General features: G+C 70.2%; 20 protein-coding genes. 11 read left to right on the top strand and 9 right to left on the bottom strand.

Annotation, left to right across the window (positions count from 1 at the left end; translation table 11 throughout):
* Nucleotides 1-45: 45 nt before the first annotated feature.
* Both ACWD3C_RS28710 and ACWD3C_RS28705 read left to right on the top strand, forming a co-directional pair.
* Entirely contained in the window at nt 46-438 is a 393-nt protein-coding gene (locus ACWD3C_RS28710) for an SCO5389 family protein (RefSeq protein WP_451148886.1), read from the top strand.
* 436 nt (nt 439-874) lie between these two features.
* Nucleotides 875-3352 (top strand): SpoIIE family protein phosphatase, encoded by a 2478-nt coding sequence (locus ACWD3C_RS28705; protein WP_451148884.1) that lies wholly within the window; start codon nt 875-877, stop codon nt 3350-3352.
* A gap of 594 nt (nt 3353-3946) precedes the next feature.
* Here ACWD3C_RS28705 and ACWD3C_RS28700 read toward each other — a convergent pair.
* Nucleotides 3947-4165, bottom strand: coding sequence for a hypothetical protein (locus tag ACWD3C_RS28700; protein WP_451148882.1), 219 nt, complete (start codon nt 4163-4165; stop codon nt 3947-3949).
* A 152-nt stretch (nt 4166-4317) separates the two neighbouring features.
* Nucleotides 4318-5886: a protein kinase domain-containing protein gene (locus ACWD3C_RS28695; protein WP_451148880.1), complete on the bottom strand. Its 1569-nt coding sequence runs from the start codon at nt 5884-5886 to the stop codon at nt 4318-4320.
* 289 nt (nt 5887-6175) lie between these two features.
* Between ACWD3C_RS28695 and ACWD3C_RS28690 the strand changes: the two genes are divergently transcribed.
* Nucleotides 6176-9076 (top strand): phosphorylase family protein, encoded by a 2901-nt coding sequence (locus ACWD3C_RS28690; protein ID WP_451148878.1) that lies wholly within the window; start codon nt 6176-6178, stop codon nt 9074-9076.
* A 56-nt stretch (nt 9077-9132) separates the two neighbouring features.
* Nucleotides 9133-10233, top strand: coding sequence for a hypothetical protein (locus ACWD3C_RS28685; RefSeq protein ID WP_451148876.1), 1101 nt, complete (start codon nt 9133-9135; stop codon nt 10231-10233).
* A 15-nt stretch (nt 10234-10248) separates the two neighbouring features.
* Here ACWD3C_RS28685 and ACWD3C_RS28680 read toward each other — a convergent pair whose 3' ends face one another.
* From ACWD3C_RS28680 to ACWD3C_RS28660, 5 genes are all read right to left on the bottom strand, one after another.
* Complete coding sequence (locus ACWD3C_RS28680) at nt 10249-11055, bottom strand: hypothetical protein (protein WP_451148874.1); 807 nt, start codon at nt 11053-11055, stop codon at nt 10249-10251.
* A gap of 141 nt (nt 11056-11196) precedes the next feature.
* The gene (locus ACWD3C_RS28675; RefSeq protein ID WP_451148872.1) at nt 11197-11616 is read right to left on the bottom strand and encodes a hypothetical protein; all 420 of its coding nucleotides are present in this window, start codon (nt 11614-11616) and stop codon (nt 11197-11199) included.
* Nucleotides 11617-11826: 210 nt separating this feature from the next.
* A complete protein-coding gene (locus ACWD3C_RS28670; RefSeq protein ID WP_451148870.1) occupies nt 11827-12300 on the bottom strand; it encodes a hypothetical protein in 474 nt (157 codons plus the stop codon).
* 47 nt (nt 12301-12347) lie between these two features.
* Complete coding sequence (locus ACWD3C_RS28665) at nt 12348-12767, bottom strand: hypothetical protein (protein ID WP_451148868.1); 420 nt, start codon at nt 12765-12767, stop codon at nt 12348-12350.
* A 79-nt stretch (nt 12768-12846) separates the two neighbouring features.
* Complete coding sequence (locus ACWD3C_RS28660) at nt 12847-13305, bottom strand: ATP-binding protein (protein ID WP_451148866.1); 459 nt, start codon at nt 13303-13305, stop codon at nt 12847-12849.
* Nucleotides 13306-13559: 254 nt separating this feature from the next.
* Between ACWD3C_RS28660 and ACWD3C_RS28655 the strand changes: the two genes are divergently transcribed.
* The 3 genes from ACWD3C_RS28655 to ACWD3C_RS28645 all read left to right on the top strand — a co-directional run bounded on the left by ACWD3C_RS28655 (nt 13560) and on the right by ACWD3C_RS28645 (nt 15575).
* Nucleotides 13560-14408 (top strand): helix-turn-helix domain-containing protein, encoded by an 849-nt coding sequence (locus tag ACWD3C_RS28655; protein ID WP_451148864.1) that lies wholly within the window; start codon nt 13560-13562, stop codon nt 14406-14408.
* A 3-nt stretch (nt 14409-14411) separates the two neighbouring features.
* Nucleotides 14412-14591, top strand: a complete 180-nt coding sequence (locus ACWD3C_RS28650; RefSeq protein ID WP_451148862.1) for a DUF397 domain-containing protein — start codon at nt 14412-14414, stop codon at nt 14589-14591.
* A 117-nt stretch (nt 14592-14708) separates the two neighbouring features.
* Nucleotides 14709-15575, top strand: coding sequence for an AraC family transcriptional regulator (locus tag ACWD3C_RS28645; protein WP_451148860.1), 867 nt, complete (start codon nt 14709-14711; stop codon nt 15573-15575).
* Nucleotides 15576-15678: 103 nt separating this feature from the next.
* On the opposite strand, the gene ACWD3C_RS28640 is transcribed toward ACWD3C_RS28645, so the two are convergent.
* The gene (locus ACWD3C_RS28640) at nt 15679-16347 is read right to left on the bottom strand and encodes a nucleotidyl transferase AbiEii/AbiGii toxin family protein (RefSeq protein ID WP_451148906.1); all 669 of its coding nucleotides are present in this window, start codon (nt 16345-16347) and stop codon (nt 15679-15681) included.
* A gap of 136 nt (nt 16348-16483) precedes the next feature.
* Nucleotides 16484-17287 (bottom strand): class I SAM-dependent methyltransferase, encoded by an 804-nt coding sequence (locus ACWD3C_RS28635; RefSeq protein ID WP_451148858.1) that lies wholly within the window; start codon nt 17285-17287, stop codon nt 16484-16486.
* A gap of 111 nt (nt 17288-17398) precedes the next feature.
* On the opposite strand from ACWD3C_RS28635, the gene ACWD3C_RS28630 reads away from it, so the two are divergent.
* The 4 genes from ACWD3C_RS28630 (at nt 17399) to ACWD3C_RS28615 (ending at nt 21276) form a co-directional block, all read left to right on the top strand.
* Nucleotides 17399-17863: an Lrp/AsnC family transcriptional regulator gene (locus tag ACWD3C_RS28630; RefSeq protein WP_451148856.1), complete on the top strand. Its 465-nt coding sequence runs from the start codon at nt 17399-17401 to the stop codon at nt 17861-17863.
* Between the two features lie 157 nt (nt 17864-18020).
* Nucleotides 18021-18653, top strand: a complete 633-nt coding sequence (locus ACWD3C_RS28625) for a DUF4956 domain-containing protein (RefSeq protein ID WP_451148854.1) — start codon at nt 18021-18023, stop codon at nt 18651-18653.
* Nucleotides 18650-19444, top strand: coding sequence for a polyphosphate polymerase domain-containing protein (locus tag ACWD3C_RS28620; RefSeq protein WP_451148852.1), 795 nt, complete (start codon nt 18650-18652; stop codon nt 19442-19444). Before ACWD3C_RS28625 ends, ACWD3C_RS28620 begins: the two co-directional genes overlap by 4 nt.
* Nucleotides 19441-21276 carry a carbohydrate-binding domain-containing protein gene (locus ACWD3C_RS28615; protein ID WP_451148850.1) on the top strand — a complete coding sequence of 612 codons (1836 nt, stop codon included), beginning with the start codon at nt 19441-19443 and terminating at the stop codon, nt 21274-21276. Before ACWD3C_RS28620 ends, ACWD3C_RS28615 begins: the two co-directional genes overlap by 4 nt.
* The last annotated feature ends 85 nt before the right edge of the window (nt 21277-21361 follow it).

Below are 21361 nucleotides of genomic sequence, written 5' to 3'. Positions count from 1 at the left end.
CCACCGAGTACCACCCAGCACCACCCACAGAACAGGAACCCCCTCATGTCGCTCGACGTCTCCCCGCAGCTGCTCGCCGAAGCCGAGAACGGTGAGGTGCGGGAGGAGGACTTCGTCGCCACGGTCCGTACGTCCCTGCCGTACGCCTACGACCTGGTCTCCGGCCTCGTCGCCGAACTCCGCGCCGGTACGGCAGAGTTCGCGGACAACCAGACCCCGCCGCCGTCGGAGAAGGAGCGCGGCCAGCTGCTGCGGGCGCTGTCCAGCGACGCGATCCGCTCCAGCCTGGAGCGGCACTTCGGTGTGGCGCTCGCCTTCCAGAACTGTCACCGGGTGGCGGTGTTCCCGTCCGAGGCGCGCGGCGGTGCGACGTACACCAAGTTCACGTCCCTGCGCTCGCAGATCCTCAACCAGTCGCCCGAGTTCCGCGACTGCTGACCCCGTCTCAGGGCTCCCCGTCCGGGTCGCCGTTCGGGCGTCCGGGGCGGGGCCACCCGAGTCGGGTCGAGGCAGCACGCGCGGGGTGAGCGAGGTGATGGCCGTGCGGCACGACCGCTTCATCGGGCAGGCAGGGGGTGTCCGGACAGCCGGGTCGCCCGCGCGCCGGACGAACCGTTCACAGGCGCGCGGATGAGTCGCGAGGAGTTTTTCACCCGGGTCGCCGAACGCGCGAGCACCACGTACCCCAAGGCTGGCGGCCGCCGAGGACACAGAAGACCACGGGCTGACGTTCCCGCGTATGCGCCCCCCAGTACCCCCGCAGTACCCCCTCAGTACCCCCGTGTGCGACCCCCCGGCCACGAGTTGACCGGAATGCGATCACACAAGGTGAATAATGGGGCGGGAGGGCGTCTCAGCGACAGAGAGGGTCGCCGTGGGGACCGACAGGGACAGTGATGTCGCCCGGCAGCGGTTCGACGTGGCCGATGCCGTGCCGCTGCTGCTCGACGCGCGCGGGGTGGTGACGAACTGGTCCGGGGCCGCCGAGCGGCTCTTCGGGCGTACGGCGGCCGAGGCACTGGGCCGGGGCGTCGGCGAGCTGCTGGTCGCCGAGGACGCGTCCCGGGTCACCCAACTGGCCGATGTCCACCGCGACAAGGGCGGCTGGTTCGGCGTCCTGACCGCCCGCCACCGCGACGGCCGCCCGATCCGGGTGATGGTGCGGGTCGTGCCCATGGGGGAGCCGGCAGGGAATCCGGTGGGGGAATCCATGGGGGAGCCGAGGCAGGGCGCCCGCTGGCTCGCCCTCGTCTCCGACATGACCGAGGCGCCCGGCTGGGACATGAGCCGTTCGGTGCTGGAGCAGATGACCGCCCGCTCCCCCGTCGGGATAGCGATCGTCGACACCGGCCTGCGGTTCGTGTGGTCCAACAGGGCGCTGGAGGCGTTCGGCGGCGGACCCGCGCACGAGCGTGTCGGGCGCCGGCTCGCCGACGTACAGCCCGGTCTGGACGCCCAGCGGATCGAGGCCCAGATGCGGAAGGTGCTGCGGACGGGCGAGCCGGTCATCGGGTACGAGCATGTGGGCCGGGTGCGTTCGGAACCGCACCGCGAGACGGCGCACTCGATGTCGTTCACCCGCCTCGACGACGACCACGGCAACCCGATCGGCGTCTACTACACGGTCGTGGACGTCTCCGAACGCCACCGCGCCCGTATGCGGCTCGCCCTGCTGGACCGGGCGGGCGAGCAGATCGGCCGCACCCTCGACCTCACCCGGACCGCGCAGGAGCTGGCCGACGTGGCGGTGCCGGGCCTCGCCGACTTCGTCGCCGTGGACCTGCTGGAGTCGGTGCTGAAGGGGGCCGACCCCGGTCCGGTGAGCGGGGCGGACGCGGTGCCGCTGCGGCGGGCGGGGCAGCAGTCGGTGCGCGGCGGGGTGCCGGAGGCCGCGGTCGACATCGGCCAGGTGGCGTCGTACCTGCCGGGCACGCCGCCCGTGCGCACCCTCGCCGGTGGCCGCACCTGGTACGAGAAGCGGCTCGACCCGCTGGCCAAGGAGTGGTCCAGCACTCTGCCCGGCGGCCGGGAGGCCTCCTTCCGCGAGCTGGGGCTGCACAGCGTGCTGATCGTGCCGATCCGGGCGCGGGGCATCACGCTGGGCCTGACGGCCTTCTTCCGGGGCGACCCCGACGAACCCTTCGACGAGGTCGACCTGAGCCTCGCCGAGGAACTCGTCGCCCGCGCCGCCGTCTGCGTCGACAACGCCCGCCGCTACACGCGCGAGCGCCAGGCCGCGCTCGTCCTCCAGCGCAGCCTGCTGCCCCGCCGCCTGCCCGACCAGGAGGCGGCCGACGTGGCCGCCTGCTACCGGCCCGCCGACGAGCTGACCGGCCTCGGCGGCGACTGGTACGACGTCGTCCCGCTGTCCGGTGCCCGGGTCGCCCTCGTCGTCGGCGAGGTCGTCGACCACGGCATCGACGGGGCCGCCGCGATGGGCCGCCTGCGTACGGCCGTCCGCACCCTCGCCGACCTCGACCTGCCCCCGGAGGAGGTCCTCGCCCATCTCGACGACCTGGTCGCCAAGTCCGCCCGGCAGGAGGGTCAGGAGGGTTCCGATCCGGGCGCGGGCAGCGTGCACAACGTCGGGGCGCGCTGTCTGTACGTCGTCCACGACCCGGTGTCCGGCGCGTGCGACATGGCGAGCGCGGGGCACTCCGCGCCGGCGCTGGTCACGCCGGACGGGACGGTCACGCTGGCGTCGGACCTGCCGGTCGGGCCGCCCCTCGGCGTGGACGGCCCCCCGTTCGAGGCCCTGTCCCTCGACCTGCCCCCGGGTACGGTGCTGGCCCTCCACACGGACGGGCTGCTGGCCGAGGCGGACGACCGGGCCCTGTGCGGTGCCCTCGCCGAGGGTGCCGACCCGTCCTCCCTCGACGCATGGGCCCAGGCCGTGGTCGACGCCCTGGTCCCCGACCAGCCCAGCGACGACGTGGTCCTCCTCCTGGCCCGCACCCGCAGCCTCGGGGCCGACCGGGTCGCCACCTGGGAACTCCCCGCCGACCCCGCCCTCGTGGCCGAGGCCCGCAAGACGACGACTCGTCAGCTGGCGCTGTGGGGGCTGGACGGGCTGGCGTTCACGACCGAACTGGTGGTGAGCGAACTCGTCACCAACGCGATCCGCCACGCCACCGGCCCCATCCGCCTCCGCCTCATCCTCGAACGCACCCTGATCTGCGAGGTCTTCGACAGCGGCCCCACCGCCCCCCACCTCCGCCATCCCCGCGCCACCGACGAGGGCGGCCGCGGCCTCTTCCTCATCGCCCAGTTCACCCAACGCTGGGGCACACGGTTCCTCCCGGAGGGCAAGGTGATCTGGGCGGAGAAGTCGTTGACGGATTCGTTGGGGTGAGTGAGGGCGGCCTGCGAGAGGTTCCTCGCCCCCGCCGCCCCTACCCGTCCCATCCCCAGGGGCTCCGCCCCTTCGACCCCGCCAGGGGACTGCGCCCCCTGGACCCCCGTTGGGGGGTGGGTTCTCTGCGGGTGGGTGGGGGTTGCTGTGGATCGGCCTGAACGGCCTCGTCCTCAATCGCCGGACGGGTTGAGGGGGCTGGGGTGGGATGGGAGTGTACGGCTCGGCGGGTGGTGGATCGGCCTTGCGGCCTCGTCCTCAATCGCCGGACGGGTTGAGGGGGCTGGGGTGGGATGGGAGTGTACGGCTCGGCGGGTGGTGGATCGGCCTTGCGGCCTCGTCCTCAAACGCCGGACAGGCTGGTGGTGCCTGGCCGGGGCTGAAAGGCTTGGCGGGGGGGCAGGCCGACTGGTTGCAGGCCTGTGCCGCAGCCGCGCCCCTTCAGGGGCGCGGGGAACTGCGCGACCAGCCCCCATAACCCGCAGCCCGCCGACAACCCACACCACCCACCCCCCTACCGGCGGGGTCGAAGGGGCAGAGCCCCTGGAGGATGGGACGGGTAGGGGCGGCGGGGGCGAGGAACAGCCGGACCGGCTACGCCGTGCCGAGCGCGACGGCCGTCGCGCCGCCCAGGAGGAACCCGCGGGACTCGACCCCGCAGACCGCCGTGACCTGCCCGTCCCGGAACGGTTCGGCGAGGCCGGCCACGATGGCAGTCAGCGCCTTCGCATCCCGGAAAGCGGCCCAGACGCCGACGTGGCCGCCAGTCCAGCGGAAGTGCTCAAGGGCGAGATCACGTGCGGTGGTGGTCATGCCCGGGAGTCTTCTGATGCCGGGGTGGGGCGGCAAGCCGGTTTCCCGTGTTCAGACGCCGTGCCCGGCTCGGCATCGGCATCGCCCTCGGCATCGCCTTCGGCATCGGCCCGGCCTCTGCGTCGGGGTGCCCGAGGTACGCGGCTGACCCCTCACTGCTGACCGGTGGTCCGGAAACCTCCCCGCACCGTGTCGAACACCGGACGGTAGGTGTCCCACTGCTCGTCGGGGGCCGAGACGTAGATGTCGTACTCTCTGCCGCCCTCTTCCCCGAAGCCGAGGTTGATGGCGTGGAAGGTGCGGACGCGGCCTTCGAAGGTGAACTCCCACACCGCGGCGCGCTGCCCCTGGAAGGTGGTGCGCTGAAGGTACAGCTTTCTGTACGCGGAGTAGTTGAGCTTCGTGTTCGTCTCGATGTCCTTGAAGTGGGCGAGGGGATCGCCCGCGGGGTCCACCATGCCGACGCTGAGTTCGACCAGGCCGGACGGGTCGATGTAGGTGACCTGGTTGAGCGTGCTCTTGCTGAGCTTCCAGCCGTCCGGCACGGGGAAGGCGACGCCGAGCTTCTCCGCCGTCGCCAGGTGGTGGCCGTCGGGGACGGGTGAGGGCGCGTACGCGGGTGCGGTGGTGGCGGGCTTCCCCGCCGTGCCGTCCGTCGCTCCGCCGTGGTCGGCCGAGGTCGCGTACAGCCCGGCCCCCGCGGCCGCGACCACCGCCAGGACGGCGGCCGCCGCGCCCCACACACGGGCGCGGCCCTTGCGGCGAGGGCGGTCGCCGGGCGGCCGCGGTCCCGGATGGGGCTCACGGGCCGACGGCGGGGCCGACAGCCGTGACGTGCAGACATACGACTCAGAAGTTCCAGAGGTTTCAGCAGCCCCAGAAGTTCCAGCAGCCCCAAGAGGCTCAAGAGTCCCGACAGTCCGCAGTGCCCGCTCCACCCCCTCCGCCGAGGGCCGCTCGTCGGGGTCCTTGGACAGCAGGGTCTCGATGAGCGGTTCGAGGGCACCCGCCTGCTTCATGGGCTCCAGAGGGTCGACGGCGATGGCGTACGCCGTCTCCACCGCCGTGTCCCGGCGGAACGGGGCCCGTCCCTCCACCGCCTGGTAGAGCGTCGCGCCCAGCGCCCACAGGTCGGAGGCGGGGCCGGGCGTCAGGCCTCTGATGCGCTCCGGCGCGATGTAGTCGATGGAGCCGACGATCTCGCCGGTCCTGGTCAGCGTGGAGGTTCCGGTCGCCGTGGCGATGCCGAAGTCGGTGAGGACGACCCGGCCACCGGCGCCGAGCAGGACGTTGCCGGGCTTGACGTCACGGTGCAGTACCCCGGCGGCATGGGCGGCCCGCAGCGCCGCGATCATGCCGATCCCGATCCGGGCCGCCTCCTCCGGCGGGAGGGTGCCGCCGCCCTTGAGCAGGTCGTCGAGCGTGGTGGACGGCACGTACTCCATGACGATGCACGGCGTCCCCTCGTCCTCCACCACGTCGTGGACTACGACCACGTTGGGGTGCGTGATGCGGGCGGCGCTGCGTGCCTCGCGGCGGGTGCGTTCGTAGAGCGTGTCGCGCTCGTCGTCGGCGAGGTGCGGCCGGGCATGCAGGCGCTTGAGCGCGACCTGACGGTCGAGGACCTCGTCCTCGGCCTGCCACACCGTGCCCATGCCGCCACGGCCGATCTGCTCGGCCAACCGGTACCGCCCGGCGACGAGCCGCCCCTCGTCCGCCACACCTCACCTCTTCCATCCTGGTCGGGGTCTATCCGGAAGATCCGGTTCACACGTGTACAGGCATACGGAACCACGACACCCGCCCCGCGGAATATGACGCTCCTCACGGCCACGACTTCCGCACGGGCGACCAGGTCCGCCCCATATCACGATTTCAGTTCAACTCGCCTTTGTTGTAGTGGACTTGCTTCTTCTGAGGCACCGTAGCGTTAGCGTTCCCATCTTGGATCGGAGTCACGGCGTCAGAGGCAGGGCTCGGTTGATCAGGTTGACAGACTCGCATCCCACCGTGGTGATCCTCACGGCCCTGAAGGTGGAGTACGAAGCCGTATACCGACATTTCTCCGGCAAGGTGGAGCAACATCGGGATGCTTCCGGCACGGTCTTCGGCTGCGGACTGTTCGCCGACACCGGCTGGTTCGTCCTCCTCGCCCATGGCGTCAGGGGCAACACGAAAGCAGCCCTGGTCGCCCAGCAGGCGAAAAGCACGTTCAGCCCCGATGCGCTGTTCTTCGTCGGGGTCGCGGGCGCGCTGAGCGACGGCGACGAGGTCAGACTCGGCGACGTCGTCGTCGGCACCAAGATCTACAACTATGAGGGCACGAAGGAGGAATCGGGAGACAGCTACTCCCGCCCCGAGGCATGGCCCGCCCCGCCGGGCCTGTCTCAGGCAGCCCAGCGCATGAACGAGCGCGGTATCGGCTTCGCGGTGCACCACAAGCCGATCGCCTCCGGCGACAAGGTGCTCAACGACCGGTCATCGAAGGAGTTCGTGCGGATCAGGCGCGGCTACAACGACGCCGTCGCCGTCGACATGGAGAGCGCCGGAGTGGCCGCGGCCGCCTACAGCCTGAATCTGCCCGCCCTGGCGATCCGCGGCATCAGCGACCTGGCCGACGGCCGGAAGGGCGAGGCGGACGCGCGCGGCAGCCAGCCGCTCGCCGCCGCGCACGCCGCGACGGTGGCCGTGGAGATCCTCAAGGAGTACGGGACGGGCCACGACGCGGAACCCGGTTCCGGAATCAGCGGCGTGACGCCACCCGGGTCCGGCACCGGTGGGGTGCAGGGTCCGGGAACCACGGGAGTGTCCGTACTGGAATCACCGCCGGAGAACCCTCCGGTCAGCAAAACCGAGTTAACCGAGGCACACGAGGCAACCAAGGTAAACGGGGAAAACAGGGCAACCAAGGCCGATTCCTCCTCCGAGGAGAAATCAGCGGACCGCACCCCCCGAACGCCCCCCGCCGGAAACGATTCGCCGCCACGCCTCCCCCCATGGGCGTCACTCACGAACCTGCTGGGCAAGCAGCCCAAGCTGCGGCTCCTCCTCACGGCGCTGCCCACGTTCGTCGTGGCGTTGATCGTCGTCCTCCTGTGGACCCTGCTCTCCGGCGGCGGCGAGGGCGCCGACGGCGGCAACACGACCCGTGCGGCCCCCACCCTGCCGGAATGCCCCGTCGACGAGGCCGACCTCACGCTGCGCATAGCCACGTCGGTCGACCTCTCGAAGGCGCTGCGCGAGGCCGCCGTCGACTACGGGGCCCGCCTCAGCGGCGACAAGTGCGTGAAGGTCGCCGTCGACGACGTCAACTCCGGCGACGGGGCGCGTGCCCTGGGGAAGGGCTGGACCGAGGACGACGGGCCGAGGCCCGACGTGTGGTCGCCCGCCGGAAACGACTGGCTCGCGCTGGCCCGCTCCTACGCGGAGGACAACCCGGCGGCACTGAAACGGCTCCCGGAGACGGCCGAGCCCATCGTGACCAGCCCACTGACCATCGCGATGCCCGAACCGGCGGCCCGGTACCTGGGCTGGCGGGAGCAGCGCATCGGCTGGCGGGACCTCGCGGACTGGTCCAAGGAATCGAACGACTTCTGGGTGAAGCGGGGCAAGCAGTGGGGCGACTTCAAGCTGGGCAAGACCAACCCCAACTACTCCACCTCCGGGCTCAACGCGACCGTCGGCATCTACTACGCCGGCACCGGCACCAGCCGCGAACTGTCCGTCAAGGACATCGCCGCACCCGATAACAAAGGGCTCGTCGAGGACATCGAGCGGTCGGTGGTCCATTACGGCGACACCACGCTGACGTTCCTCGCCAACCTGCGCGAGGCCGACGACTCGGGCGGTGAGGCGGCGGCGCTGGAGTACATCTCCGCCGTGACGGTGGAGGAGGCCGCGGTCGTCGCCTACAACAAGGGCTATCCCTGCGGCTCGTACAGCGACGGGCAGGTCTGTGCCCGCACGAGCGAGCCGACCACCAAGCTGATGGCGCTGTACCCCAAGGGCAGCAATCCGGGCAGCAACCACCCGTACATCCAGCTCAAGGGCGTGGAGCCGGCGAAGCAGGCGGTGTCCGAGGACTTCCTCCGCTACGTGCACGCCCCGGCTGTGTACGAGAAGTACTTCGAGCCGTACGGTTTCCGGACGCACAAGGGCACGCCCGGCAGGTCGGTCACGGAGGACAACGGCGCCCTGCCCGACACCGAGCTCTCTGCGTACGCCGCGCCGAGCGGCCCCGTGCTCGGCCGGATCCAGCAGGTGTGGTCGGAGTTGCGGCGCCCGGCCAACGTACTGGTCGTGATCGACACGTCCGGGTCGATGGACGACGACGTGCCCGGCACCGGCAAGACCAAGATGGAGATGCTGAAGGAGGCCGAACCCGCCCTGTTCGGCGGTTTCGGCGACCGCGACCGGGTCGGGCTGTGGAAGTTCGCCAACAAGGCGAATCTCGACGGCCAACGCGACTACCTGCCACTCGTGCCCATCGGCCCCCTGGGCGGGAAGCTGCCCGAAAACGACGACGCCATCCGCAGCGAGGAACTCACCAAGCAGGTGGGAGGCCTCGTCCCCAACGGCGGCACCGGGCTGTACGCCACGCTCGACGCGGCGGTGGACACCATGCGCACCGGCTACGACCCGAACGCGATCAACGCCATCGTGCTGCTCACCGACGGCCGCAACGAGGTCAACTACGGGCCGACGAAGGACGAGGTCCTGTCCCGGATCGGCGACCCGGAGAAGCGGGTCCGGGTCTTCACCATCGCGTACGGGGACGACGCCGACGAGCAGGACAAGGACGGCAAGTCCGTACTGGAGGAGATCGCCACGGCGACCGGCGCCCGCGCGTACGACGCGAAGGACGCGAGCACCATCAACGAGGTGCTGACCAGCGTGATCTCCAACTTCTGACCGCCGAGCCGCCTCCTCTAGGATGCACTTCCGACCGACTTCCCAGGAGAGTGCCTGTGACCGTAGCGATCCCGCCCGCGTCCGCATCCGAAGACTCCACAAGCTCCGAAGACTCCACAGCCGAGGCGGTCTGGGTCGAACCGGCGGCCGCCGCCGGTGCCGGTGCCGTAAGTGAGCTGGTCGTGGTGGACGCCCGGGAGTTCGGGGTGTACGCGCGGACCGGGGGCTGGGCGTTCGCGTTGAAGGTGGCGCGGAGTGTGCGGCCGGGCGGGCAGGCGGCCGGGGAGACGCCGAAGGTGTCGGCGAAGGAGTTCGCCGGGCTGGCCGGGTGCTCGCCGGAACGGGTGATGCGCTACTACAACGCGTGGGACAAGGCGGCCGACGACGGTCTCGTACCGCACTTCGAGGCGCTGGCCCCGGGCGAGGACATCGAACTGCCCGACTCGGACGCGTGGCTGTCGTACTACACCTCCCGTTCCAGCGCGGCCTCCGAGCGCGGCACTGCGATCGCGGCATCGGCCGAGGCCGAGGGCATCCGCCCGACCAAGGCCCTGGAGGTCGCGGAGAACCCGACCGCGCTGCGCGCCGCGATCCTCGCCGACCCCTCCACCGCCCAGGCGGCACGGGCCGCGCTGCTCGACCGCATCCGTGAAGACCCCTCCCTCCAGGCCGAGTTGGCGCGGGACGTCGCCCGTACCGAGGAGCTGAAGAAGGCGGTCGCCACCGAGAGCCGGGCGGCCGACCGTATCGGATACGTCCGCCAGGTCGCCGAGAGCGGCCAGGTCAAGACCCCGGCCGGGCAGACGATCGACGCCCCCGCCGACCTGCGCGCCGAGGCCGAACGCCACCTGTCCCTCATCGACGAACTCGACCAGGACGAGGACACCGGCGAGTGGGCCACCGAGGCTTACGACACCGTCAAGAGCCTCGTCGTACAGACCGTCGAGGCCAACCCCGAACTGCGCGTCCAGGAACGGCGGACCAAGTTCTACAACAGCCTCCAGAAGGCCACCAAGGTCTTCGAGGAGCTGACCTTCGACGACGCCGGCGACCTCGACGACATCTACGAGGACGACATGCTCCAGCGCCTGGAGGAACTCCAGCAGGCGATCGGCACGGCCATCGAGACGCTGCGCAAGGCGGCGACGGCGGACTGAGCCGCCGACTCGGGATCAGTACTCGTCACCGCCCGTACCGGCACGAGGTGCGGCGCCCGCGACGACGTCCTTGAGACGCTGAGCCCCCGCCTGCACGGCCTGCCACGTCGTCTCGTCGTCGATGCCGTAGAGCCCGCCATGGGTGAAGAGGGCGGCGCTGTCACCGACGCGCACGGCGGCCACGTCGAGGGTGAGGACACCTTCCTCGCCCTCGACCTCACCGCTCACAACCAGACGCAGCCCCTGGCGGGCGTCGCCGACATCGGGCAGTTCGACGGGGGTGACCTGGGCGTCGTACGTCCGCCCCATGGCGCCGGTGACAGTGAACTCGTCGCACTCCTCGGCCAGTCGACCGGCCTGACGCAGCCTCCCCTCCACGTCGGCCTTCTTGTACGCGCCCACCTGGTACCGCACCTGCGCCCCGTACTCGGAGTCGTCGAACCCGGCCACCGCCTTCGCCCCCGTCGGCTCCCCCAGCAGATCCTCGGCATACACCGCGTCGAGCAGCTTCTGACACTCGGCGACATCCGCCTTCCCCTTCAACAGCCCGTCCCGCCAGGTCGCCGCCCCCTGCGTCGCACCCCAGCCCCACCCGAGGTCCCCGGTCCGCAGGAGCGCACTCCTGGCCTGGGCGGCGGTGAAGGCGGGGGTGGGTGGGGTGGTGGGGGTGCCGGGGGTCTGCTTCACCAGGGGTGAGGGCGTGGTCTTGGTCTTGGGGGTCGCCTGCGGCCCCGCCCCGTCCTCACCGACCGCGCAGGCCGCCGCCCCTACGAGTACGCCGACGCCGATGACCTGGGCAAGGAGACGGTGGGGACGGTGCATGGCGGGGCCTTCCGGGAGGGGGGTGTTTGTCTCCCAGGGCAACATCGGTGAGGGGTGAGGGCCAGTGGGTGGAGGCGGATGGGTGAGGGGGTGGAGGCGGATGGGTGAGGGGGTGGAGCCGGGCGGGGGAGGGACCGTGTGCTACTCGGATTCCAATCTCCCCTCCGCTTTCAGCTTCGCGCGGATCAGGTCCTCTCCGTGAGTGACCAAGAGAGCCAGGTCCAGCCACTGGGCGAGGAGTCTCAGATCGCTGTGGATACTGACGTAGCGGTGATCATCGGAGGACGGGACATCGCGCAGCTCCAGGATCCGCAGGATCGCGGCGGCCCAGCCCTCGGCGTATCCCTTGCCCCATTCGGCCGCTTGCTGTTCGTCGCTCCACCTCCCGGTCATGACGAACACGTCGGTCATCTCCTTCAGAGTCATGGAGCCACGCCGGCAGTGCTCCTTCATCGCCGTACTGAGACCGTGCATCACCTTGGCCGGCGGGATCCCCAGAGAAAGCTGCAACCACATGAAGCGGATGTCCTCCGCCACTTCTGCGCTCGTTTCCGCGTCCATGAGCGCAAGCTAGGGGGCCTTGAGCACGGCGCGCCGGTCGACGAGAAGGGATCACTCTTTCGAGGGGCGCGCGTCCGTTCGTCGAGCGCGGGCCGGGCGGAGCCGAGTTGCGCGCAGACAGCTGCGGAAGGCGACCGAGGGCGCCCGGAGTCGGTCGTCCGGGCGCCCTCGGTGTCGTGTGCGGGTCGGTCAGGCCTCGGCAGGGCCGTCCTACGGGGCTTCGGAGTCCTCGGTGAACAGGTCCTCGGCCGTGTTGGCGGTGAGGGAGCGGTCGAACCAGAGCATGAGGGTGTCGAGGTCGGTGCAGGAGGTGACGCGCTCGCGGATGTCCTCGGGCACCGGGATGCCATGCCTCTCCAGCACGCGCAGGATCAGCGAGGCGCGGTCCTTGGCCTCGCCTTCCCTGTACTTCTCCTGGAACTTCTCCTGGAACTTCTCCTGGAGCTTTGCCTCGTAGTACTCCTCGAAGAAGGGCGCCCGGCCCGGCAGGTCTTCAGCGGTGATCGCCATCAGCAGTTTCCTCCAGATCTCCCTGGCCGGAGTGTTCTCCAGGCCGATTTCCATCGTGGTGGACCAGTCCAGCAGCGTCTCGTCGTCGAGCGGCTGCCATGCGCGGACCGCCGTTTCCAGTATGGCGGCGCACCTCTTGCTGCCGCTGTGCACAATCGCCGAGAGCACCGTCATCCCCGGATTCTGAGCCGCCACCGCCTCGTCGGTGATCTCCGGGACGGTCAGGGGTCCAGGACGAACGGCCGCGTGACCTGGGTCGTCCAAAGACCGATGCCGCACTCGAAGGGTCCGGCCGCCCAGGCCGCCGTGGGTCGGTCCCAACAGACCACCACGAGGAGGACCGGCAGGTCGTACCTCGCGCGCAGATGCGCCACGTAGTACGCCCAGTTCGCCTCCTTCCTCGGGTCCGGCTTGCTCTGGGCCTCGATCGCGAGCACGTAGTGCTCCCCCTCGGGCGGCTCGACCATGAGCACCGTGTCCACGCGGCGTTCCAGCGGTCGGATCTCCGTGGTGTCGGGGGTGACTTCCCTGACGTCCGACTTCGTGGGCCGCGGGACGCCCAACGTCTCGTAGACGGGGGCGAGGGCCTCCGGGTGCTCCACGAAGAGTCGGTGGGAGGCCTCATGGGTTGACGTGACCATGTGTCGGAACCTAGGGGGATCAGTGGCCGGGCGTCCGGCCGACGGGATGGGATCACTCTTTCGGGGACAGAAGGAACGTTCACGCCGCCACGGCCAGCTCGCACCACACGAACTTGCCGTTGCCGTTCGGGAGTTGGGCGGCCGCACCCAGGGCGTACCAGCCCCAGTTGTTCGCGCACTCGTCGACGAGGGTGAGGCCTCGGCCCGATTCGAGGGTGGGGTCGGGGGTGGCGTTGAGGGGTACCGGTGTCGGGGGCCTGGGGTCCGTGTCCCACACGCCGATACGGAGCACCGGCGCCGACCAACGGAGCCTTATGGCCGCCGGGCCCTTGGTGTGCTGTACGGCGTTGGTGACCAGCTCCGTTGCCACGAGTTCGGCGGCTTCGATGAGGTGGGGGAGGCCGTTCATGGTGAGGATCAGGCGGAGGGTATGGCGGCAGATCGTCACCGCGCGGGGGTCGTTGGGGATGGAGAGGGTGTAGGTCCAGGGTTCGGTGGGCTCGTCGGTCTCGTCGGTGGGTTCTCCGGGTTCGGGCATGCGTGACTCCTGGGAGGAGGGGAGAAGGGGAGTTGGGTTGTGCTGTGGTCGCGGGCGATGGCTCTGCCGCAGCCGCCATGGCAGGGCGGAACGGTGCGCTTTCGGTAGCCCCGGGGTTCCGCAGCGTGTGCGTCGCGTCACCAACAGTAGAGACTAAAGTTAGTTCGCTGCAACCCGTTGTCGTAACCTGGTCACCCGATGTGGTGGTCAACTGGCGGATACGCGAGTGCTGTTGTGCGAGTAGGGAGACACGGGTGCCACGGAAACAGCCGACGGCACGGCAGGAGCGGCTGGGCCGTGAGCTGCGCAAACTGCGTGAGGCGGCCGGGCTGACGGCTCGCGAGGCGGGCAAGTTGCTGGGCGTGATCTCAGTGACGATGAGCCAGATCGAGTCCGGCGTGGCGGGCGTCAGCGAGGCGCGGGTACGGAGGATGGCGGCTCAGTACGCCTGTGCGGACGCGGAGTTGATCGACGCGCTCGTGGAGATGGCGACGGACCGCACACGTGGCTGGTGGGAGGAGTACCGAGACGTACTGCCGCCTGCCTTCAGGGATCTGGCAGAGCTGGAGCATCATGCGCGTTACATGAAGGTGATCGGCGGCGCGCATGTGCCCGGGCTGCTGCAGACCGAGGAGCACGCGCGAGCGGTGTACGAGTTCTGGAATCCGGACCTTCCTGAGAACGAACTGCGGTTGAGGGTCGAGAACCGGCTCCGCCGCGCGATCGTTCTCACCCGCGAGGGGGCGGTGCCCTACGCCGCGCTGCTTCACGAGTCCGTGCTGCGCACGCGTGTCGCGGACCGGCGGGTCGCCCGTGCTCAGCTCGACCGGATCATCCACATGTCGGAGCGCTCCAATATCACCGTGCGGGTGGTTCCCTTCGACGTGGACGGCTTCGGCGCCGCCGGTACGGCGATGCTGTACGCGGGCGGTCCCGTAACCGCACTGGACACAGCCCAGATGGACACCCCCAGCGGAGCTGAATACGTGGACAACGCTGCCCGGCTACGCGCCTTGCGGACCGTCTACGGCAAGGTGGAGGCGGCATCCCTGGACCCCATCAAGTCACGGGACTACATCCATCGGCTCGCGAAAGAACTGTAAGAAATGATCCAGTGGCAGAAGTCCTCGTTCTCCAACGGCACGGACGGAGCCGAGTGCGTCGAACTCGCCGCATTCAACCCCTCATTCCTCCTCCGCGAAAGCGACCACCCCACCCGAATACTCCCCCTCACCCCCACCGCCCTCACCGCCCTCCTCCAAGGCATCCGGGACAGCCAGAAGTAACCCGGACACCCACCCCCTCACGCCTCCCGTACCCGACTTGATCGGGCACAGGATGTCGGGTCGGGCAGGGGGCGTGCTGCCTAGCGTGGTGATCGGAAGCGAGGAAGGGGACCGGGCGTGCTGGAGCGGCTGAACGAGGTCATGGAGCACATCGAGTGTGATCTCGATCGGTCCGTCGACGTGGCCGGGCTGGCGCGTGTCGCGGCCACCTCGGAGTACCACCTGCGCAGGATGTTCTCCGCGCTGGCGGGCATGCCGCTGTCGGAGTACATCCGGCGCCGGCGGCTCACCGTCGCGGGTGCCGAGGTGCTCGCGGGGCGTGAGTCGCTGTTGGAGATCGCGGTGCGCTATGGCTACGGCTCGGGCGAGGCGTTCGCGCGTGCCTTTCGCGCCATGCACGGTGTCGGTCCGGGCGAGGCCCGGCGCACCGGCGCCGCGCTCGTCTCCCAGCCCCGGTTGGCCTTCCGCCTCACCGTCGAAGGGAGCAGCAGTATGCGCTATCGCGTAGTGGACAGGCCGGCCTTCGCTGTCGTCGGCCTCAAGGCCCGGGTGCCTCTTGTGCACGTGGGTCCGAATCAGGCGATCATCGATTTCGTCCGCGGGATCGAACCGCAGACGCTTGAGCGTCTGGAGAAGCTGTCGGACCAGGAGCCGCAGGGCATCGTCTCGGTCTGCGACGACCTGGACCCCAGCCGTGCCGAGGGCACCGAGCTCGACTACTACCACGGGGTGATCACGTCCTCGGCCGCCCCCGAGGGCACGACCGCACTCCCCGTCCCGGCCGGCACCTGGGCGGTCTTCACCACCTCCGGGCCGGCGCCACAGGCCATCCAGTACCTGTGGCGGGACGTGTTCACGGAGTGGTTCCCGTCCAACCCGTACCGCAGCCGCCCCGGCCCCGAGATCCTCCGCACCCACCTGTCGGCCGACGGAACCGAGGCCGACGCCGAACTGTGGCTCCCGGTGGAGCGGGACCACGGCTGAACGGGGCCAATAGGAAGGTTTGGCTCACGGTCGGCCCCCGTGAGACCTGGTCACGTGCGTCGACGCCGAGCCAAACCTGCCAATCACCGACCCGGCGGGCGGGTCACTCGTCCGGCGGAGCCTGAAGCGCCTGTTCCTCCAGCAGCCGTTCCGCGATGTCGTCCGCCCAGGACTGGGCCCATCGGCGGAGGACCGTGATGTCCGCCTCGTCGAGGCCGTAGCGGGTGAACTCGGAGTCGGACAGCCACTCGACGGCCTCCAGGCGGGACTGGAGGTCGGCGAGGTCGAAGGTGTCGTGGGTGTGGCGGCGGCCGAGTTCTTCGAGGTCGATCAGGCTCCAGCGGTCCGCTGCCGCGTGGACGTCGACGAGGTCGCGGGCGGCGCCTCGGTCGGTCAGTGCGCGGACCTTGGTGCCGACGACGTCTTCGAGGGAGAGGACCGGGCCGAGGTCCGTCCGGACCGGTGGGCGCCAGAGGGTCTCCTTGAGGAGGTCGAGGGTTCGGGACTCCTCCGTCGTGGGATCGGTGACGATCAGGCGGGCGGAGAGCGGATCGGTTTCCAGGGGGCGGACCGACCAGCCCCGTTCCTCCAGGCCCGCCCGGACCGTGGCCGCGATCTTCTCCATCGGCTCGGGGCTCTCGGTGGCCACTTCGAGCTCCCGGGTACCCCGCCTGTCGACCAGGCCGTACGCCTGGAACGCCTGGTCACCGGTGAGGGCGAGGGGGTAGAGGGCGCCGACGGTGAGGACGTCGGTCAGGAGAGGGTCGGGCAGGAAGGAGTCAGGGAGGAGGGGATCGGTCACGCGGCGGCCTGGGGGGCTGGAGTGGGGGGTGGGGCGATGCCCTGGTTCATGCCCTGATTCATGCCCTGCTTCATGTCCTGAATTATCGCGTGGTGCGGGCCCCGCTTCACGCGGCGCGGCGTAGCACCACCGTCCGCATCCCTCCCCCGGCCCCGGCCTCCTCCCGTACCACCCGGAGTCCCGCCGTACGGCACTGCTCCAGCACCCAGGCGTGAGCGAGCCGGAGTTTGCGGTAGCTGTGGGCGCGCAGGGCCCAGTCGCCGGTGTCGGTGTCCCGGGTGTGGATCAGGTCGTGGACGACGACCGTGTAGTCGTTGTAGTCGTCCGGGTACTCCAGGAAGCACGTCATGATCCGGTCCTCGGTGGCCCGGACCGGCAGGAAGCGGTCGGTGCCGGTGAGCGGGACGGTCAGGTCGCGGTACGACAGGACGGCCGTGCCGTCGAGGGCGAGGGCGGCGGCGATGTCGTTGAGCAGGGCCGCCACGTCGCCCCGGGTCGGGAGGTGGGTGAGAGTGTCGCCGAGGCATACGACGGCCGCCGCCGAGCCGGGGCGGACCAGGTCCGGCAGCGCGGTGCGCAGGTCGGCCCGGACCGGGCGTACGGCGGGCAAGTCGGCGGTGTGCGGGGACAGTTCGTCCAGGAGGGGGCGGCTGAGGTCGACCGCGAGGACGTCGTCGAAGCCCAGCTCGGCCAGGGCCAGGCTGGTGTGCCCAGGACCGCAGCCCAGGTCCACGGCCGACGAGCCGTCCGGGCCCGGTAGTACATCCCACTGCGTGAGCCGTGCGCGCTGGGCGGCGGCGAGGGTGCGGAGGTCGCCGCCCAGCATCCAGGTGTAGTGCTCCGCGAGGAACCGGTCGTAGTGGTCGGAGACGGTCGTGGAACTGGAACTGGCGGTCGTCATGGACGTCATGGAGGAGCGCACTCCCTTTCCATCCGGCGGATGGCAGAGAACCTAGAGCGGAATGCGGCGATGTGGGGAAGTCGTCGAACCTTATTCGGAGTTGGCCGCAGAATGACGGCCATGGACGACATTGATTCGGCGATCCTCAGCCATCTCCAGCGAGACGCACGGCTCACCAACCGGGACCTGGCCCGGCTCGTCGGCGTCGCGCCCTCCACCTGTCTGGAGCGGGTCCGGGCACTGCGCTCGCGCGGAGTGATCACCGGCTACCACGCCGCCGTACAGCCCCGCGCGCTCGGCCGCGCGCTCCAGGCGCTGGTCTTCGTACGGCTGCGCCCGCTGAGCCGCGAGGTGATCTCCGGCTTCGAGACGTATCTGGCCCAACTTCCCGAGGTGGTCTCCGTGTTCGTCGTCTCCGGTGACGACGACGTGGTCGTCCAGGTGGCCGTGCAGGACATCGAGCGGCTGCACGCGTTCCTCATGGACCGGTTGAGCGCGCGCCGGGAGGTGGTCAGCTTTCGCAGCTCGGTGATCTACCAGCAGACCAGCACGCGCGTCCTGACTCCGTTGCAGGGACAGGACTGAGAACCCGGGGACAGGACTGAGAACCGGGGAACAGGACTGAGCACCGCGGTGAGGCGACGCCGGTACGGGTTCACCGGGAGTTCACCCCTCGTACTTCTCAAACTCCGTTAAGAGAAGACAAAGGGACCTCACAGAGTGACCCGCGATTGTCATTCGCATGACGGAACAGTTGATCCTCGTGGTCGTCGATCTGGTCGCCATCTCCGTGCTGACCTTCGGCGTGTACTTCCCGCGCCACCACCGGCGCGACCTGATCGCCGCCTTCCTCGGCGTCAACGTCGGCGTACTCGCCGTGGCGATGACGCTCAGCTCCGCGTCCGTCGGGATCGGGCTGGGGATGGGGCTGTTCGGGGTCCTGTCGATCATCCGGCTGCGCTCGAACGAGATCGCGCAGCACGAGATCGCCTACTACTTCTCCGCCCTGGCCATCGGGCTGCTCTCCGGACTCCCCGAGTCCGTCAGCCCGCTCGTCACCGTGCTGACGGCGCTGATCGTCGTCACTCTGTACGTCGGCGACCACCCCAAGCTCTTCGGTCGGCACCGGCAGCAGAGCCTCCGGCTCGACACCGCGTACACCGACGAGAACGCCCTGCGCGCGCACCTCGAAATGCTGCTGGGCGGGCGAGTCGTGAATCTGTCGGTCAAGGGCGTGGACCTCGTCAATGACACGACCCAGGTCGAGGTGCGGTACGTGGTCACCGAGGGCGCCCGGGTGCCCAAGGAGGCCGAGGCGGAGGCGGGAGCAGAGGCAGAGACCGGGACCCGGGCGCAGCACAGGGTCCGGACGTGACCGCCGTCGAATCCACCGGGCCGGTGTTCTCAGGACTGGAGCCGATCGCCCTCGACGAACTCGTCGAACGCGCCGAGCTGTTGACCCGGCTGGACCGCAAGTACATGCTCCCGGTCGCCGACCTGCCGTTCGTGGTCGGCGGGCTGGACGAGGACGTACGGGTCCTGGAGATGGACGGGCAGCGGCAGTTCGCGTACCGGTCCGTCTACTTCGACACCCCCGACCTGGACGGCTATCTGGGCGCGGCCCGGCGCCGGAGGCGTCGGTTCAAGCTCCGGATACGGACGTATCTCGACTCCGGCCAGCACTTCTTCGAGGTCAAGACGCGCGGTCCGCGCGGCACCACCGTCAAGCAACGCATCCCGTACGACGGGGACTTGAGGCAGCTGGACGGCGAGGCACGGGCGTACGCCGACGACATGCTCGGGGAGGCGGGCATCAACTCCCGCCGGTTCCGGTTCGTTCCGTCGCTCACCACCTTCTACCGCCGTACGACCCTCTTCCTGCCCGGCAGCGGCAGCCGGCTCACCGTCGACACCGGGCTCACCTGGACGCTGCCCGACGGGACCGTGCTGCGCACCCCCGAGCGGGCCATCGTCGAGACCAAGGCCGGGCGGGCCGGTTCGAGCGCCGACCGGCTGCTGTGGTCCCTGCGCCACCGGCCCGTCCCCGTCTCCAAGTACGGCACCGGGCTCGCCGCCCTCCGCCCCGAACTTCCCGCAAACCGCTGGCTGCCCGTCCTCCGGCGCCACTTTCCGACCTCACCCGCACTGAACGGGAGCCCCGCATGAACACCAGAAGCACAGCACGACGGATCCGTACGAAGGTGGCGGGTGCCCTCGCCTCGGTCGTCCTCGCGACGGCCGCCCTGGCCGGGTGCTCGTCGTCGAGCGGCAGTGACAGTACGTCCTCGGGTTCGGGGACGAGTACGAGCGCGGCGGCGGCCGCGGCCGCCGCCGTCGACGGGGCGCAGGACGCCGCCGCCGTCCTCGCCGACAACAAGGAGACCCACGAGACGGCGGACTACGCGGACTACGAGGAGTCCGACGCCGTGGAGATCCAGCTGAACGGCGACTCGGCCTCCGCCGACGGGGACGGGGTGACGGTCGACGGGTCCACCGTGACCATCACCGCCGGTGGCACATACCGGCTCAGCGGGTCTCTCTCCGACGGGCAGGTGATCGTCAACGCCCCCGACGCGACCGTGACGTTGATCCTCGACGGGGTGGAGATCTCCAGCTCCTCCGGGTCGGCGATCGCCGCGACGGAGGCGGAGCAGCTCGTGGTCGTCCTCGCCGACGGCAGCGAGAACACGCTCGGCGACACCGACTCCTACGCCGAGGACGCGGACGCCAACGCCGCCCTGTACAGCGCCGGTGATCTGACGATCGGCGGCAGCGGCTCGCTGACCGTGAGCGGCAACGGCAACGACGCGATCGCCAGTACGGACGGGCTGGTCATCGAGGGCGGCACCATCACGGTCGAGGCCGCCGACGACGGCGTACGCGGCAAGGACTACCTGGTCGTCGAGGGCGGCACCCTCACCGTCACCGCCCAGGGCGACGGGCTCAAGGCCGACAACACCGAGGACGCGGACTCCGGTTACATCGCCGTCGGCGGAGGAACGGTCGAGGTCAGCAGCGAGGGCGACGGGGTCGACGCGGCCACCGATCTGGTCGTCACGGGCGGGAAGGTGAGCGTCGAGAGCCAGGCCTCGGACGACACCTCCGCCCACGGCCTGAAGTCGGGCGTGATCACGGTCCTCGAAGGCGGCACGGTCGACGTCGAGTCCTCCGCCGACGCCGTACACGGTGACGCGGCCGTCCACCTCAACGGCGCCGACGTCACCCTCTCCGCCGGCGACGACGGGGTGCACGCCGAGGGCGACCTGATCATCAGCGAGGGCTCGGTGGAGATCACCCGGTCGAACGAGGGCCTGGAGGGCAAGGACATCCTGGTCCAGGGCGGTTCCACGACGGTCACGTCCAGTGATGACGGCCTCAACGCCTCCGGCGACACGACGGCGTCCGGCGGCGACCAGGGCGGCGGCTTCGGCGGTGGCGGTGGCGAGTCCGTGGGCGATTTCACGGCCAAGGTCACCGGCGGCACCCTCGTCATCGACTCCGAGGGCGACGGCTTCGACTCCAACGGCACCGCCGAGATCACCGGCGGCACGGTCGTCGTCAACGGGCCCCAGATGGGGGGCAACGGTGCCCTCGACGTCAACGGCACCCTCACCGTCAACGGCGGCACCCTGCTCGCCTCGGGCAGCGCGAGCATGCTCGTCGCGCCCGACAGCGGGTCCGAGCAGGGCTGGCTGTCGGCCACGCTCGACTCGGCCGTCGAGGCGGGCACGACCCTCCACATCGTCGACTCCGAGGGCAACGTCGTCGCCTCGTACGTCACCTCGAAGACGATCCAGAACGTCACGTACTCGGGGGCCGGCATCGAGAGCGGCGAGGAGTACTCGGTCTACGCGGGCGGGAGTGTCTCGGGGGCCGACACGGGTGGTCTGGCGGAGTCGGGCGAGCTCGGCTCGGCGGAGGAGATCGCCACGGTCACGGCCGGGGAGGCTCCGGCCGGGGGCGGGTTCGGCGGGGGGCCGGGCGGCGGCCGCGGATGACGGAAGGAAGGTAGATGTGGGGGGCGGTCCCGAAAGGGCCGCCCCTCGTCGGCCTTCCACGGCCACTGGCATTTCATCGGCTGTC

It is taken from the genome of Streptomyces sp. NPDC002845 (genome assembly GCF_053591955.1).
The sequence above is the reverse complement of the archived record's forward strand: the minus strand, read 5'-3'. Positions and strand labels throughout refer to the sequence as shown.